General features: G+C 65.2%; 14 protein-coding genes. 7 read left to right on the plus strand and 7 right to left on the minus strand.

All coding sequences use genetic code 11. The features are described from left to right. Positions 1-453 precede the first annotated feature (453 nt). From SE92_RS20280 to SE92_RS20290, 3 genes are all read left to right on the plus strand, one after another. The gene (locus tag SE92_RS20280; protein ID WP_063197823.1) at positions 454-3,228 is read left to right on the plus strand and encodes a T6SS phospholipase effector Tle1-like catalytic domain-containing protein; all 2,775 of its coding nucleotides are present in this window, start codon (positions 454-456) and stop codon (positions 3,226-3,228) included. A gap of 128 nt (positions 3,229-3,356) precedes the next feature. Next, a complete protein-coding gene (locus tag SE92_RS20285) occupies positions 3,357-4,040 on the plus strand; it encodes a response regulator transcription factor (protein ID WP_063203655.1) in 684 nt (227 codons plus the stop codon). Beyond that, entirely contained in the window at positions 4,037-5,971 is a 1,935-nt protein-coding gene (locus SE92_RS20290; protein WP_063197824.1) for a sensor histidine kinase, read from the plus strand. Before SE92_RS20285 ends, SE92_RS20290 begins: the two co-directional genes overlap by 4 nt. Positions 5,972-6,103: 132 nt before the next feature. Here the strand turns inward: SE92_RS20290 and SE92_RS20295 are convergent, their stop codons facing one another. After that, positions 6,104-6,388, minus strand: a complete 285-nt coding sequence (locus SE92_RS20295; protein ID WP_063197825.1) for a hypothetical protein — start codon at positions 6,386-6,388, stop codon at positions 6,104-6,106. Positions 6,389-6,625: 237 nt separating this feature from the next. Here SE92_RS20295 and SE92_RS20300 point away from each other — a divergent pair, with 237 nt between their 5' ends. Then, positions 6,626-6,850, plus strand: coding sequence for a hypothetical protein (locus SE92_RS20300; RefSeq protein WP_036020653.1), 225 nt, complete (start codon positions 6,626-6,628; stop codon positions 6,848-6,850). 66 nt (positions 6,851-6,916) lie between these two features. Here the strand turns inward: SE92_RS20300 and SE92_RS20305 are convergent, their stop codons facing one another. Further along, a complete protein-coding gene (locus SE92_RS20305; protein ID WP_063197827.1) occupies positions 6,917-7,339 on the minus strand; it encodes a GFA family protein in 423 nt (140 codons plus the stop codon). Between the two features lie 210 nt (positions 7,340-7,549). After that, positions 7,550-8,338, minus strand: coding sequence for a methanethiol S-methyltransferase (mddA, locus tag SE92_RS20310; RefSeq protein WP_063203656.1), 789 nt, complete (start codon positions 8,336-8,338; stop codon positions 7,550-7,552). Between the two features lie 133 nt (positions 8,339-8,471). On the opposite strand from mddA, the gene SE92_RS20315 reads away from it, so the two are divergent. Next, on the plus strand, positions 8,472-10,019 hold the full coding sequence (locus SE92_RS20315; protein ID WP_063197829.1) for a tetratricopeptide repeat protein: 1,548 nt from the start codon (positions 8,472-8,474) through the stop codon (positions 10,017-10,019). A gap of 9 nt (positions 10,020-10,028) precedes the next feature. On the opposite strand, the gene irr is transcribed toward SE92_RS20315, so the two are convergent. Then, complete coding sequence (irr, locus tag SE92_RS20320; RefSeq protein WP_063197831.1) at positions 10,029-10,514, minus strand: Fur family transcriptional regulator Irr; 486 nt, start codon at positions 10,512-10,514, stop codon at positions 10,029-10,031. A gap of 180 nt (positions 10,515-10,694) precedes the next feature. Here irr and SE92_RS20325 point away from each other — a divergent pair, with 180 nt between their 5' ends. Beyond that, positions 10,695-11,006 carry a hypothetical protein gene (locus SE92_RS20325; protein ID WP_063197833.1) on the plus strand — a complete coding sequence of 104 codons (312 nt, stop codon included), beginning with the start codon at positions 10,695-10,697 and terminating at the stop codon, positions 11,004-11,006. Between the two features lie 3 nt (positions 11,007-11,009). Here the strand turns inward: SE92_RS20325 and SE92_RS20330 are convergent, their stop codons facing one another. The 3 genes from SE92_RS20330 to SE92_RS20340 form a co-directional block, all read right to left on the minus strand. Next, positions 11,010-11,579 carry a DUF2147 domain-containing protein gene (locus SE92_RS20330; protein ID WP_063203657.1) on the minus strand — a complete coding sequence of 190 codons (570 nt, stop codon included), beginning with the start codon at positions 11,577-11,579 and terminating at the stop codon, positions 11,010-11,012. A 34-nt stretch (positions 11,580-11,613) separates the two neighbouring features. Next, a complete protein-coding gene (locus SE92_RS20335) occupies positions 11,614-12,276 on the minus strand; it encodes a DUF3313 domain-containing protein (RefSeq protein ID WP_063197835.1) in 663 nt (220 codons plus the stop codon). Positions 12,277-12,525: 249 nt separating this feature from the next. After that, complete coding sequence (locus tag SE92_RS20340) at positions 12,526-13,164, minus strand: TetR/AcrR family transcriptional regulator (RefSeq protein ID WP_063197836.1); 639 nt, start codon at positions 13,162-13,164, stop codon at positions 12,526-12,528. A gap of 216 nt (positions 13,165-13,380) precedes the next feature. Here SE92_RS20340 and SE92_RS20345 point away from each other — a divergent pair, with 216 nt between their 5' ends. Then, the gene (locus tag SE92_RS20345) at positions 13,381-14,943 is read left to right on the plus strand and encodes an ABC transporter substrate-binding protein (protein WP_063197838.1); all 1,563 of its coding nucleotides are present in this window, start codon (positions 13,381-13,383) and stop codon (positions 14,941-14,943) included. The last annotated feature ends 113 nt before the right edge of the window (positions 14,944-15,056 follow it).

Raw genomic sequence — 15,056 nt, forward strand, 5'->3', positions numbered from 1 at the left:
GCCGTCTTTCACTTCCCCCGGGTCGCGGTCGGCCTCAGGCAGAACCTGCGGCGAAAGCAGCGATCAAAGGAACTACGCCAATCCCGGGCGCACGCCTTCCCGCGCGGCTACCACACGGCTCCGGCGGCCGCGGCAACGGCAGGTAAAGGCTTAACAGTGCATCGCCCCGCCAAAGGAACGGCGATGGCTTGTGAGCTTTGCAATTGAGCCACGATCGTCTCCGCATCGTCATGGCCGGGCTTTCGTCCCGGCCAACCACGCCTTGCTACGCAGCACGAAGAACTTGGATGCCCGGACTTTCGCCGCGCCGAGGCCCGCGCGATCCCGCTTGCTACCTCAACGGGATTGTGGGCACAATGCACCCGCATTTTATGACGCAACCATTGATAAATTCCGGGAAGCGCTGCCCGGTTTGGGTCGGGCGCCTTCGCGGTTGAATTGCCGGAGGGGCCCATGACGCATCATGATGTCGGGCAGAACGCCGATTCCTCGCGACCCGAATGCGCGCCCGATAGCGGGAACGCCGGCGGAAGCGCGAGCGAGGCGCCGTCGCAACGCAAGCTGGTGCTGTTCGCCGACGGCACGGGCAATGCCTTCACCGCCCAGGAATCCAGTGTCTGGCGTCTCTATGAGGCGCTCGACCACACAAGGCCGGATCAGATCGCGCATTACATCAAAGGCGTCGGCACCGCCGGCTGGGCGCCGCTCGCCGCGCTCGACGGCGCCACGGGTTTCGGCGTGCCCTCCAACGTCCGCAAGCTCTATCGTTTCCTGTGCTGGACCTGGCGTCCCGGCGACGAGATCTACATTTTCGGCTTCAGCCGCGGCGCCTTCACCGCGCGCACGCTGGCGGCGCTGATCGCGAGCCAGGGACTGGTGCCGGCGGAGATCGAGGGCGAACCGGTCTCGCACGCCGAGATGGAACGCAACGCCATGGCGGCGTGGCGGCAGTACCGCAAGAAGTCGGTCGGCTATTGGAGCCTTCCGACGATCTGGATTGCACGAATCATCCGCGACGTCCTGCTGTTCATCTATCATCGTCTGTTTTTTCACCGCTCCTACCGCAAGGTGCGCAAGGCGATGGGCGGCCGCAGGAAGATCAAGATCGAATTCCTCGGACTGTTCGATACGGTCGAGGCCTACGGCGTTCCGATCGAGGAGTTACGCGTCGCGATCGACTGGTCGGTCTGGCCGATCTCGTTCCGCAACCGCGAGCTCTCGGGCGCGGTCAAGCGCGCCTGTCACGCGCTCGCGCTGGACGACGAGCGCACCACCTTCCATCCGTTGCGCATCGACCAGAGACATCTGGAACGAACGCATCAGATCGTCAATGAAGTGTGGTTCGCCGGCGTGCATTCCGACATCGGCGGCGGCTATCCGGAATCGACGCTGTCCTTCGTTCCGCTGGTCTGGATGGTCGACCAACTCGGCGGCCAATTGCGCTTCCAGGAGGGCACGATCGAGCGGTTCCGCGACTATCAATCGGCAATCGGACCGCGGCATGATTCACGCAGCGGCGCGGCGGTGCTGTACCGCTACGATCCGCGCCCGATCCTCGAAGGCAAGGCAAACGGCGGCACGCCGGTGGTTCACTTCTCGGTGGTCGAACGGATGCTGTTCGGCTGCGACGACTACGCCCCGATCATGCTTCCCGCGAGCGCGCGCGTGCTGATGCCGGATGGAAGCATCCAGGAGCTGACCGACGGCGGCACGCACAAGGCCATGCAGGACGCCTATCGCGAAAAGACCAAGAGGCCGGTGAGCAAGGAAGAAGCCGGCGCCTTCACCGCGATGGCGGCGCCCAACGCGGAGATGGTCGATCTCGCGCACGGCGCCGTGTGGTGGCGGCGCGTGGCCTATTTCACGCTGCTCGTCATGGCGGGCGTGATCGTCGCCTGGCCGTGGATCGCACACAAGATCGTCGAGCTGACGGTGGATCACGGCCTGCGCGATACCGCCGTGCTTCGCTTCATCACCGACATCGACTGGGGCCTCGGCGCGGTGATCGGGTCGATCGCCAATTTGCTCAAGAACGTCTTGCCATCCTATGCCGGGCCGTGGCTCGACATCGCGCTCTACTATCCCTCCCTAACCTTGCTCGTCGTGTTCTTGACGTGGGTCGTCTGGCGCACGAACTCGCTGCTGCGTGACGGCATCCAGGAGCGCGCGCGGCTCGCCTGGTACCGGCCGGATCGCAAGGCGAGCGTGAAGAACCTCAGCAGGCTTAACATCCTGTTCAGATTCGGCGGCTTCATGCAGAGAAGCGGCAGCTGGATACACTTCCCGTTCGCCAAGATCGTCTTTCCGATCGTCTCCATCATCGCGATCTACGGCTTGGGCCTTGTGATCGGCTCGAGCAGCTTCTTCACCTGGCGCCTCGCCACGGGGCAGGTCTGCGAGAGCCCGGAAACCAAGGCGGAGAGGGCCAAGAGAGCGGGCGGAAAGGTGCCGGCGAATATCGCACCGGCGCAGCCGGTCGGCGACGACGCGGCCGAGGCGACCGAGCTGTTCAGAGTCGACCAGTTCTGCTGGGCGAGCAGGCTCGCGGTCGAGAAGGGCCGCAAATACCGCGTCTGGGTCGACATGGAAGACCCCTGGTTCGACCGCACGATCCTGACCGGCGTCAACGGATTCCAGACCTACGAAACACATCACTATTTCGCCTTGCCGCTTCGGCGGCAGTTCGGCGCGGATTGGTTTCAGCCCTTGGTGCGCGTCGGCGAAAAGGGCCTGAACGATCAACCGCTGCAAGCCGTGAACACGATGGCCGCCGATGAGCTGCCCCGCCGCATGCATCCGGATCTCCCCGCGGAAAAGGACAATGACAAGTCGAAGAACAGATACCCGGTGCATCTCGAAGATGCGACGGAGCTGCCAGATCCCGCCGACGCGGAGAAGCTGAAGAAGCTCAAGAGCGACGTGGCGGGGATGAGCACATTCGACGCGCTTGCGAAGAGCGATACGGCCCGCAAGGTCTGGGACGCGCACCGGCTGGCAAGCCGGATGGTCGCCGAGTTCGTGGCGCCCGATTCCGGCGAGCTGTTCTTCTACGTCAACGACGCCGTGCAGATCCTGCCGGGCTTCCTGCGATGGGTCTTCCCGGCAAAATACGCCGCCTATTTCGGACCGGACGACCAGTACTACAAGAACAACAGCGGCACCGCGCGGATCACGGTGCAGCGGCTGCCGGCACCGGACAAGCCGGCGCCCTCGGCAACGAACAAATAGCCGTGGCCGGTGTGATCCGCCGCGCGACGAAAGACTTGCCGCCCCCATGATTATGGGTGTCGCGGTATCTCCGCTCCGGTTAAACTTGCTTCGCGCCGCGGGGGACACGCGGGTGCGGGACCATGATCATGACCGAACAGGGCGAGACGGGTGAAACCATCACCATCCTCCTCGTCGAGGACGACGCGCCGACCTGCTGGCGGCTGCAGGATGCGTTGACGAAGGCCGGCTACGAGGTGCGCAGCGCCGGCACGCTGGGCGAAGCCCGGTCGGCGCTTGCCGGCGGCGCGCCGCGCGTGCTGCTGACCGATCTCAGGCTGCCCGACGGCCACGGCATCGAGCTGATCCGCGAAATGAGGCAACGCTTTCCCGACACCGAGATCATGGTGATCTCCGCGCTCGGTGACGAGGAAAGCGTGATCTCCGCGATCACGGTCGGTGCCACCGGCTATCTGCTGAAGGATGCCTTCCCCACCGACATCGCCACCACCGTGCGCGATCTCGTCGCCGGCCATTCGCCGATCTCGGCCTCGATCGCCCGCTTCATCGTGCGCAGAACCCAAGGTGCCGCGCAGAGCTCGACGGAGTCGCCGCCCGGCCCCGTGCTCAACACCGCCAGGCTGACGCCGCGCGAGATCGACATCCTCTGGGGCATCGCCAAGGGCTTCAGCTATGCCGAGATCGCCAGCCATCTCGGCCTGTCCAAGCAGACCGTGCCCGGCCACATCAAGAACATCTATCGCAAGCTCGAAGTGCACACGCGCAGCGAAGCGGTGTTCGAGGCGGTGCAGCAGGGCCTGATCAAGCTGTGAGCGAGATCGCGGCCAAAGCACCCGCGAAGGCACCGACGCGTCCGCGGCGCCAGCTGATCGCCTCGCGCCTCGTGCCCTACCTGCTGTTCCAGGCCCTGATCGTGATCGCCACCGTTCTCGGGCTGCGGCTGCTGCAGCCGAGCGACCCTGATGATCTTGCGCTGAGCGAATTTTCGTTGCGCGAAGACGGCGTGACGCGCCCCGTGACGCTGCCTCACTTCACGGCGTCACGCTATTCGCTGGCCGATCCGCCGCTCTACAACGGCGTCTTCACGTTTCATCGCAGCGAGGCGGCGTCGGGATGGTCGGTGTACCTGCCGCGCTTCAGCAATGCGGTGGAGGTCGCCGTCGACGGCGTCGTCGTGCTCGACTCCCGGCGCGATGCCAATGCCAACCGGCCCGACCGCAACACGCCGCAGATCGCAGCGATCCCCGCCTCGCTGCTGCGCGAGGGCAGCAACGAGATCACGGTGCGACTGTTCGTGTGGGGACCGTTGAAAGGCTTTCTCGACACGGTCTATGTCGGACCGGATGCGGCCTTGCGCCCGGCCTATGAGACGCGCACGCTGCTGTTCGTCACGCTGCCGGTGGTGTTCTCGGCCTGGCAGTCGATCCTGGCCGTCATCCTCGCGATCATGTGGCTGATGCGGCGTCACGAGCCGGTCTACGGCGTGCTGGCGGCCGCGATGGTGCTCGGCGTGGTGCAGGCGTTCGCGCCGCCGCCGGTGCCGCCGGCGACGGTCTCCCGGCTCGCCGCCGTGCTGCTGGCATCCGCGCCGACCGAGAGCGCGCTGATCGTGATGTTCGGCGTGCTGTTCTTCGGCTGGCGCTGGCCGCGCTATGCCACGCTGCTGTTCGTGCCCGGTGTCGTCGTGTTCGTGGTCGGGCTGATCGGAGGCCCGCCGCTGCCGCGCATCCTGTTCCTGGTGCTCGGCATTCCCACCGTCGGGCTCTGCCTGATCCTGATGGCCTGCGTCACCGCCACGGCCGTGGTGCGGCGGCAGGATGCCGCGAGCTTCACGATCGGCTGCGCGGTGACCATCGTGCTGGTCTGCTGGATCCAGGACATGCTCAACGTGCTCGAGATCGTCAGCAACGATCGCATCTTCGTCTCGCGCCTGTCCTATTCGGCGATGCTGGTCGCGATCGGCGCCGGGTTGACCTGGCGCTTTGCCCGCGCGTTGAACCAGGTCGACAGTTTTGCCGGCCAGCTCGTGACGCGCGTGCGCGAGGCCGAGGAGCGGCTGAAGGCGAGCTTCGCCCGTGAGGAGGAGCGCGCGCGCGCCGCCGCGCTCGCCAACGAGCGCACGCGCCTGATGCGTGACCTGCACGACGGCCTCGGCGGCCAGCTCGTCAGCATCGTCGCGCTGTCCGAACGCGGCCATGAGGGCGCGTCCATCACCGACGCCGCCCGTGCCGCGCTGAAGGATCTGCGTCTCGTCATCGATTCCATGGACGACATCGGCGGCGATTTGATGCTCGCCCTCGGCTCCTGGCGCGAGCGCGCCAGCGCGCAATTGCGACCGCACGACATCACGCTCGACTGGCGCGTGGCGACGCCGCAGGGCGTGCCGCTGCATCCGGAGCTGCGGCCATGGCACGTCATCCAGATCGTGCGCATCCTCGACGAGGCGGTGACCAACGCAGTCAAGCACGCGCAGGCCCGCCGCATCGCCGTCACCATCGACACGCTCGACACGGGCCAGGGGCCGTACGGCGTGATCAGCGTGACTGACGACGGCCATGGCTTCACGCCGAGCGGCAATGACGAGGCCGGACGCAACGGCCAGACCGCGCGCGGCCTGCGCAACATGAGGAGCCGTGCCGCGCGCTGCGGCGCGGTGCTCGATCTGAGCTCCGATGCCTCCGGAACGCGCGTGCGGCTGCAATTGCCGCAGCGGTTTCCCGACAGCGACATGGCTGCGGGCTGAAAAGCCCCCTCTCCGAAACGTGTGGGACGCACGGAGAGAGGGAACGGGCCGGGTGGTGTGCCGGCGGAGGACGGGGGGTTCGTCCGCAGGGCGCCCTGGGCCCGAAGCGATGCAATCAACTCAACGGAAAGATCAGCGCACGCCGACGCGATTGACCGGGCCGCCGCGATTCATCGGTGTTCCCGCGCGCACGCCGACACCGGGGGCACCGACGCCGGGCGTCGCGACCGCCGCCGCGGCCACCGGCGCTCCCACAACCACCGCCCCCGTCGGCCGCACCACGCAGCCCTTGGGCACGCCGACCGTCTTGCAATAGACCACCGCCTGGGCCGGGCTCGTACCCAACGACACCATCGCCACGCCCGCCAGTGCCATGACCGTCAGCCTTGCACTCAGCGCTCCAGCTTTCTTCGACATTCTTGCTCTCCTGCTTCAGTTCGGCGTCCCGGATGCAATCACCGGATTTCGCAGCCGAGGTACAGCCTGAATGACAAAAGACGGCGCGCGGATACATGCCATGAAGATGGGGGTACCGCACTCCGTGGGGCTTGCCGGTGCCATGAACATGGCATGGACCCCGGCCCGGCCGTTGCGGGATGGTCCGGCCCGATTGATCCCGGTCGGGACCAACGAGGATTCCAGAAGAGGTGTTTTATGAAGATTTCGGTTCTTGCCGCGCTGCTGCTCGCCGCTGCCGCCCTGCCCGCTGCCGCGCAATCCGGCCCGTCGGTCCAGGAGCAGATGGCCTGCCGCGGCGATGCCAGCAAATTCTGCGCCGAACATATCGGCAAGCCGCCGCAGATGAATGCCTGCCTGCGCGAGAACAAGTCGAAGCTCTCGGACAGCTGCCGCAAGGTCGTCGAATCCCGCGGCGGCTAGTCTGTCGTCGTCCTTCCTTGAAGAATAAGAGGGCGGCGCACCGCCGCCCTCATGATTCCGGCGCCGCTATTCCTGCATCATCTCGCCGCTGCCGCCGAACTCGGCCGGGAAATCCTTCAGCTTGGGCAGGCCGTCGCGCATCGGCAGCACGGTCTCGGCATAGTTGACGTGAACGCCGGGCGCGAAGGCGAGCGTCGGGATGGTGGCGGTGAAGACGTCGATCAGGCCGAGCGGCGGGTGATTGGTCATGAGATGGCCGCCGCACTTCTTGCAGAATTTGCGCTCGCTGAGCGGCGTCTTGGCGAACGTCTCGACGTTCTCGGCGCCTTCGGTAACGCGCACGGAATCAGGCTTCCACAGGCTGAAGGCGTTGACGGGGCCGCCCGACCAGGAGCGGCAGGAGCGGCAATGGCAATAGCCCATCGCCTCCGGTGCGCCCGTGACCTCGATCGTCACCGCGCCACAGAAGCAGTTTCCGACATGTTTCATTTGGTCGTCTCCGTTTGATGAAGGGGAGAAATCCTCCCCCCGCCCCCGCTCCACGATATCTCGGGAAGGCGGGATGCGGGGAGAGGTGTCGGGGTGAAGGGGGAGATCACCCCGGGGACGTTGAGAGGACGGACGCGTGCGATGCTCGCGTAACTCACCCAACGCGGCCGGACGTCCTCCGTTCGGGGGACGCGCGGCGCCACGCCTGGGCTAGTGTGACCGGCGCCAGGGAATAAGCATCGCCACGCGTTGTTTGTACTGCCGGTACTCGTCGCCGAAGAGCGCGACGAGGTCGTGCTCCTCCAGCGCGATGCCGACGAAGATGTAGATCGTGGTGACGGCCGCGAACAGCAAATGGCCCGCCGTCATGGTCGGCGCCGCCCAGAACGCAATGATGAAACCGAGATAGATCGGATGGCGGACGAAATTGTAGAGCAGTGGCGTCCTGAAGCGCGGCGCCGGCGTCTCCTTGCCGAGCAGATGGTTGGTCACCTGATGCAATCCGAACAATTCGAAATGATTGATCAGATAAGTGCTGGTGAACACCAGGACCCAGCCGGCGAAGGACAGCGTGACCAGCGTCACGGCAAGCTCCGGGTTCTCGACGTTCCATATGACCGCAGGCAACGGACGCCACTGCCAGAACAGGAGCAGCAATGACAGGCTCGCCAGCAGCACATAGGTGCTTCGCTCCACCGGCTTGGGGACGAATTGCGTCCACCACGCCTTGAACTGCTGCCGCGCCATCACGCTGTGCTGAATGGCGAACAGCGACATCAGGAGCAGATTGACGATGACGGCTTCGGTCGTTCCCGTCTCGGTTCCAGTGTCGATCGACTTGGGCACCACCAAGCCGCTCACGAAGCCGATGGCATAGAGAACGGTGACGAAAAACACGAGATACGCCGCAATTCCGTACAAAAAGGCGATGAACTTGAAAATGCGCAAGCCCGCAACCTCCGGGCCGACAGAATGAACCTGATGATCAAGTTGGGTCATGAAATAAGCTCCGTTGTGCCAGACCGCCGGCACTTCGTTGGTTGCTCCACCATGCCTTTCGGACGGGCCGGAAGCTTTCGCGGACGATTGATTTTCGCCTGAGACGCCTTTGATTTTTGCTTGAGATGGTGACGTGCGATTTCGCTTTGAAAACAACGTGCTCGACGGCGACCTGCGGGAACTCACCTGCGGCGGGGCCCCCGTGCCGTTGCAGCCGCAAGTGTTCGACCTCCTGCTCTATCTCGTCGGGCAACGCGCGCGTGTGGTCAGCAAGGATGACCTGATCAGCCAGATCTGGAGCGACAGGATCATCTCGGATTCCGCGCTGAACAGCCGGATCAACGCCGCGCGCAAGGCGATCAGCGACGACGGCGCGACACAGCGGCTGATCAAGACCATCCCGCGCAAGGGCTTCCGCTTCGTCGGCGAAGTCCGGGAGGAAATGGCAAATTCCATCGTGCCGGCCGCCGCCAGCCCCGCGCTCCCGCGCGCGGCGGACCGCCCGGCGGTCGCCGTTCTGGCCTTCGAGAACATGAGCGGCGATCCCGCCCAGGATTATTTCGGCGACGGCATCAGCGAGGACATCCTGACCGCGCTATCGAAGCAGCGCTGGTTCATGGTGATCGCCCGCAACTCGTCCTTCACCTACAAGGGGCGCGCGGTCCATATCAGGCAGATCGCCGAGGAGCTCGGCGTCCGCTACGTCGTCGAAGGCAGCGTGCGCAAGGCAGGCAGCCGGGTGCGTATCACCGCGCAGCTCAACGACGCCAATTCGGGCAGCCATCTCTGGGCCGAGCGTTACGACCGCGAGCTGGTCGACGTCTTCGCCGTCCAGGACGAGATCACCAACGCGATTGCCGCGGCGATCGAACCGCAGATCCATGCGGCGGAGAGTTTCCGCGCCCATAGCAAGCCGCCTGCGAGCCTGGACGCCTGGGATCTCCTGATGCGGGCACTGTCGCATTTCTGGCGGGTGACGCGGTGCGACTACGAGACCGCAACGACGCTGCTCGAACGCGCGATCGCGATCGATCCGAACTACGGCCAGGCGCTGTCGCTGCAGGCGGCCAACCACATGTTCGGCGCGCATCTCGGCTGGGCCGGGCTCGCCGCGGTGGCCCCTTTGGCGGAAGCCGCCGCGCTGGCCGCGGTACGCTGCGACCACGAGGATGCCTGGGCCCATGTCGGGCTCGGCAGCGTCTATTTCTCGACGCGCCGGCTCGCGGACGCGCTGTCCGAATTCGAGCAGGCGCTCACGCTCAATCCGAACTTCTCGCTGGCGCAGGGTTATTACGCGCTGGCGCTGTCCTATGCCGGACGCTCGCAGGAAGCGTTCGACGCCGCGCAGAGGGCGATCCGGCTGTCACCGCGCGATCCGTCGCTGGCGATCTACCAGGGCATCGCCGGCTATGCGCGCTTCACCGAACGTCGTTATGACGAGGCCATCGCGCTGGCGCGCGAGGCGATCCGCCATCGCGGCGATCTCACCGGCGCCTACCGCGTGCTCGCGGTCTCGGCCGGCATGACCGGCGACGAGGCACTGGCGGAGACGGCGCTGGGCGAGCTCCGCCGCGCCCAGCCGGGCATCTCGCTGCACTGGATCGCGACCCAGCTGCCATGGGCGAACGACGCCGATCGCGCGCACTATCTGGAAGGATTCAGGCGCGCGGGATTGCGGTGAGGCACGGCGCTAGGTTCGCTTGCGGCGCAGATGGACGATGACGTCGAGCCGCGCGATCTCGTGGCCGGGAAGCGCCTCGGGGATCTTGGTGAAGGCGAGGCCGTCGGCGACGTCGACCAGCATATCTTCGCCTTCGAGATAGAAGTGCGGATGCACCGATGTGTCGGTGTCGAAGAACGACTTGATGCCGTCGGCCGCGATCCGGCGCAGCAGGCCGGCCTCGGTGAACTGGTTCAGCGTGTTGTAGACGGTCGCGAGCGATAGATATGCGTTCGCCGCCATCGCCTCTTCGTAGAGGCTCTCGGCGGTGACATGACGATGGCCGTTCAGGAACAGCAATTGGCCGAGCGCGAGACGCTGGCGCGTCGGGCGCAGACCGGCATTGCCCAGCAATTGCAGGCAGTGCTGCACGCCCGCGTCCGGCGTCGCCTCGATGCCGACAACATCAGGTCCGCTCGCGTCAACCGCAGGGATATTGGTGGCCTGAATGTCCATCGATCGTCTCACGGCTCAGGGGAGCAGGGACGCCCTGTGCCGGGTCCCGCCAGTTGCTATTGGATCGCAAAAGCGGCGAGCTGACTTTGATCCGGATCAAATCCGTGAGCCGCCTCTGACCTATCGCAAGGCGGTCCGGTTTATTCCCGGCCAGATTCGCCTGATAGAGATGAGGCTCATATGTCCAGGCCGGTTCCCGACAAGGCAGAGGTCGCGCTCGAATACCCCGACAAATTCTATGTCGGCACCTTCGAGCATTCGTCGAAGTTCGAGGCGAAGCTCGATGGCAGCGGCGTTGCGCTGGTGCTGCAACATCCCGGCTCGGCCGACGAACGCAAATCGGTGCACCTGCACATCAATTTCGGCCTGCTCGCCGGCATCCTGCGCGAGCTCGCCGGCAGCGTCGCTGGCATCCCCAAGGACGATATTGCGCACCGCGAGCAGCTCGCAGACGCGCTCGACGAATTGCGACGGGCGCTGCGGACCTCCTGAGCGCTACTTCGCTTTCGCCTGCAGCGGTTTGGGGGCCGGCACCGCCGCCCATTCCTTGTCGGCGCGCGGGCCATTGAGATCGCCGGTGAGGCCGACCAATTGGCCGGGCAGCACGTCGAGGGTCTGCTGCCAGGTCTGGGTCTGGCACAGGAATTTGATCAGACAGCCTTTCAGCTTCAGGCGATCGGCGGATTCACGCCAGATCGATACCGAATAGAATTTGCCGTCCTCGGCATTGTAGATGTCGCCGGCAAACCGCCCCTCGGACGTCGCCTGCAAGCCCATGATGAGCTGGTGGCCGAGCAACGTGCGGGCGCGCTTGTCCGGATCCGGATTTTGGGTGTCGCGATAAGGCTGGCCGCGCTTGTCGGCCGGCTCCTTCATCCAGACGATGAAGCCGCAAAGGCGGTCGCGCGAGGGGCCGCAGCGCTCGAGGCGAATGCGGGCGCGGCCGTCCTCGACCAACCAGGTGCCGCTTGGATCCGCCGGCGTCACGGCGCCGGCGCGGCCGCCAAAGGCCAGCATCATGATCGTGATCGCGATGCGCAGCACGAAGCGAAGGAGAATGTTCATCAGCAGCACCTTTCGTTGAATGGATCTCGCGGCGTCAGTGCAGTTGCGCCATCAGCGCGTCGGCACCCTTGTCGAGACCGGCAGTGGCGGCCGCGAGCGCGCCGGCGGTGGCCTTGATGTCGTAGGCAGCCGGATATTGCTTGGTGACGTAGGCCGAGAGCAGTCGCGCGGTCGTCGCGTCGAAGATCTCGACGCCGTAGATGACCGAGCCGGTCATCGTCCCCTCGCCGTCGCGCGCGGCCTGCACGCCGTTGTAGATCGCGCCAGCCATGTCGAAGCGCGAGAGCGTGCCAAGCACCGGCGTGTTGGCGACGGCGCCGGTGAGCGTCAGCCTGACCCGCAGCGTGTTCGGTCCGCGCTCGCGCACCAGCGCGAAGCGGCCGCGCAGCCGGTCGGCGAAACAGTTCTGCATGTAGGCCGCGAGCGTCGCCTTGTCCCTGTCGGACATGTCGCCGAACTGGTGGTCCCGCCCGCGATAGACCACGACGGGATCGAGAATCACCTTGTCATAGGCGCGCCAGTCGACCGGCGTGGAGTAGCGGTAGGGTACGCGGCCGGAGGCGTCCGACTTGTCCGGAGCCATGTAGGCCGAGGACGCCAACTCCGAATACGGCACCGGCGCGACTGAGGCGCAGCCGCCCATGCTCACGCAAAGCACCAGCGTTCCCAGACCGCGCGCGGCGATCGAGCGTTTCATTCCAGACTCCTCTTGGCACTGTTCAGGCGATGGCGGCCGCAGCCGCGCCAGGAACCGGACGCGGCTGCGGGGCTCACCATGGCCAACCCTCGGCTTCGTCCGGGGCCATGTCGGAAGCTTAGGGTTGCCTCAGTGGCTGGATTTATAAAACCGACTAGACGGTTTGTAAAGTGCGAAATGGACGGCATGACGCTTTTGGCCGCAGGCGCGGCTTTGTGCAGGCCATCCTCGGGTTTCGTTAACGATGAATCAGGCGCGCTTGGGCCGGCTTGCGGCCTTCGCGACCGCGACCGTTCCGGATTTGACGGTGCGCGGCGGGGCCGGCTGAGTGAGGCCGACCCATTGCGAATCGTCGAGCAGGCGCGCGAACAGCCGCTGATGCTCCTCCTTGCCGAGCGGCGACATTCCGAACAGCGAGCTCAGCAACAGACCCATCGCCCCGGCCCAGCGCAGCATCGCGAGATCGGGATCGGTGGCCTCGTCCCTGATCGCCGCCATCCGCTCCGCCTCGCGCTCGCGCGGCAGCGCCATCAGGCGAGGATTTTCCACCATGGCCGCAACCAGCGCCAGCGCAGCGGAATTCGGCGAGCTCGCCGCTTCCCTGATCGTGGCGAGCTGGGTCGCCAGATTGGGATTTGCCGAGGTCGCGCTGACCTTCGCCATGTAGCGTGTCGAGAATTCCTCGAAGTGCCCCAATTGCCGCTCGAGCAACGCCTTCAGCACCGCCTCCTTGGTGCGGAACTGATGCATCACGCCGCCCTTGCTGAGGCCGCTCTCGCGCGCGATCGCATCGAGCGTCAACCGGCCCGGCCCATCGCGCGCGATGATCGCAATCGCCGCTTCGAGTGCAGCATTGCGGGACCGTTCGGAGCGGCTGGCATTGTCCATGGCCGACTTGTCTCCGTGACACGTCGATGAATCAAGAGAAAACAGGACGCGCTGTACATTTTTTGTGCGAACGCTGTCGAGACTTTCATCTTGCGGCGCCGAACGAGACTGTGTGAGCCTCGGCCCCGGATGGGGACTGGGATGGGCTGGCCACAGCTTTGCGCGCGAGGACGTCGCGAAGCGTTTTCGGCTGGTCGCGCTTGAGAAAGATACGACATGCCAAAACGAGTGTTGCTTGGTCTCCTCCTGGCTTGCGGCCTTGCGGCCCCGGCGCTTGAACCAGTTCTTGCGCAAGAGCCGAAAACGGGGGGCGTGATCAATGCCGTGATCCAGCCCGAGCCGCCCGGCCTCATGCTTGCGCTGGTCCAGAACGGCCCGACCCAGATGGTTTCGGGCAACATCTTCGAGGGACTGCTGCGCTACAGCCCCAAGCTCGAACCCCAACCCGAACTCGCCGAAAGCTGGAGTGTCAGCGAGGACGCCAAGACCTACACCTTCAAGCTCAGGAAGGGCGTGACCTGGCACGACGGCAAACCCTTCACCGCCGCGGACGTCTTGTTCTCTATCGAAATGCTGAAGCAGACGCATGCGCGTGCCCGCACCAATTTGGCGCAGGTCGACAAGGTCGAGGCGCCCGACGATTACACCGTGGTCTTCACGCTGAAGCAGCCGTTCGGCCCTTTCCTCGGCATCTTCGAGGTCGGCTCGATGCCGATGGTGCCGAAGCATCTCTATGAGGGCACCGACTGGAAGACCAATCCCTACAACAACGCCCCGGTGGGCACCGGCCCCTTCATGTTTAGGGAATGGCAGAAGGGGTCTTTCATCCGCCTGGTCAAGAACCCGAACTATTACGAAAAGGGCAAGCCCTATCTCGACGAGATCTACTGGCAGATCATTCCCGACGCGGCGGCGCGCTCGGTGGCATACGAGACCGGCAAGGTCGACGTGCTGCCCGGCGGCTCGGTCGAGAATTTCGACGTGCCGCGTCTGTCGAAGCTGAAGGACACCTGTGTCACCGGCGCCGGCTGGGAATTCTTCTCGCCGCTGGCCTGGCTGTGGCTGAACAACCGCCAGGGCCCGCTCGCCGACAAGCGCGTGCGCCAGGCGATCATGTACGCGGTCGACCGCGATTTCGCCAAGGACGTGATCTGGAACGGGCTCGGCAAGGTCGCGACCGGCCCGTCCGCCTCGACCATCAAGTACTACACCGACGACGTGAAGAAATATCCCTACGATCCGGCCAAGGCCAAGGCGCTGCTGAAGGAAGCCGGCTACAAGGGCGAGAAGATCCGCCTGTTGCCGCTCGCCTATGGCGAGACCTGGCAGCGCTGGGGCGAAGCGGTGAAGCAGAACCTCCAGGACGTCGGCATGAACATCGAGACCATCGCCACCGACGTTGCCGGCGGCAACCAGAAGATCGGCGACTGGGACTACGACATCGCCTTCACCTATCTCTACCAGTACGGCGACCCCGCGCTTGGCGTCGGCCGTAACTACATCTCCAGCAACATCGCCAAGGGCCAGGTGTTCAACAACGTCGAAGGCTACTCCAACCCGGAGATCGACAAGCTGTTCGCCGACGGCGCGGTCGCGACCCCGGACTCCAAGCGCAAGGAGATCTACGAGAAGGCGCAGAAGATCCTGGTCGAGGACGTGCCGGTGGCCTGGATGCTCGAGCTGCAATTCCCGACCATCACCCGCTGCAAGGTCAAGAACCTGATCACCACCGGGATCGGGGTCAATGACGGCTTCAAGGACGCGTGGCTCGACAAGTGAGGGCCTCTTCCTTCACCTCTCCCCGCTTGCGGGGAGAGGTCGAATGTGCGCATGGCGCACATTCGGGTGAGGGGGAGTCTCCACGAGTCCAACTGCTGATACGCTCGCGGAGA

Source organism: Bradyrhizobium sp. AT1, assembly GCF_001590795.1.
Taxonomy (GTDB): Bacteria; Pseudomonadota; Alphaproteobacteria; order Rhizobiales; family Xanthobacteraceae; genus Bradyrhizobium.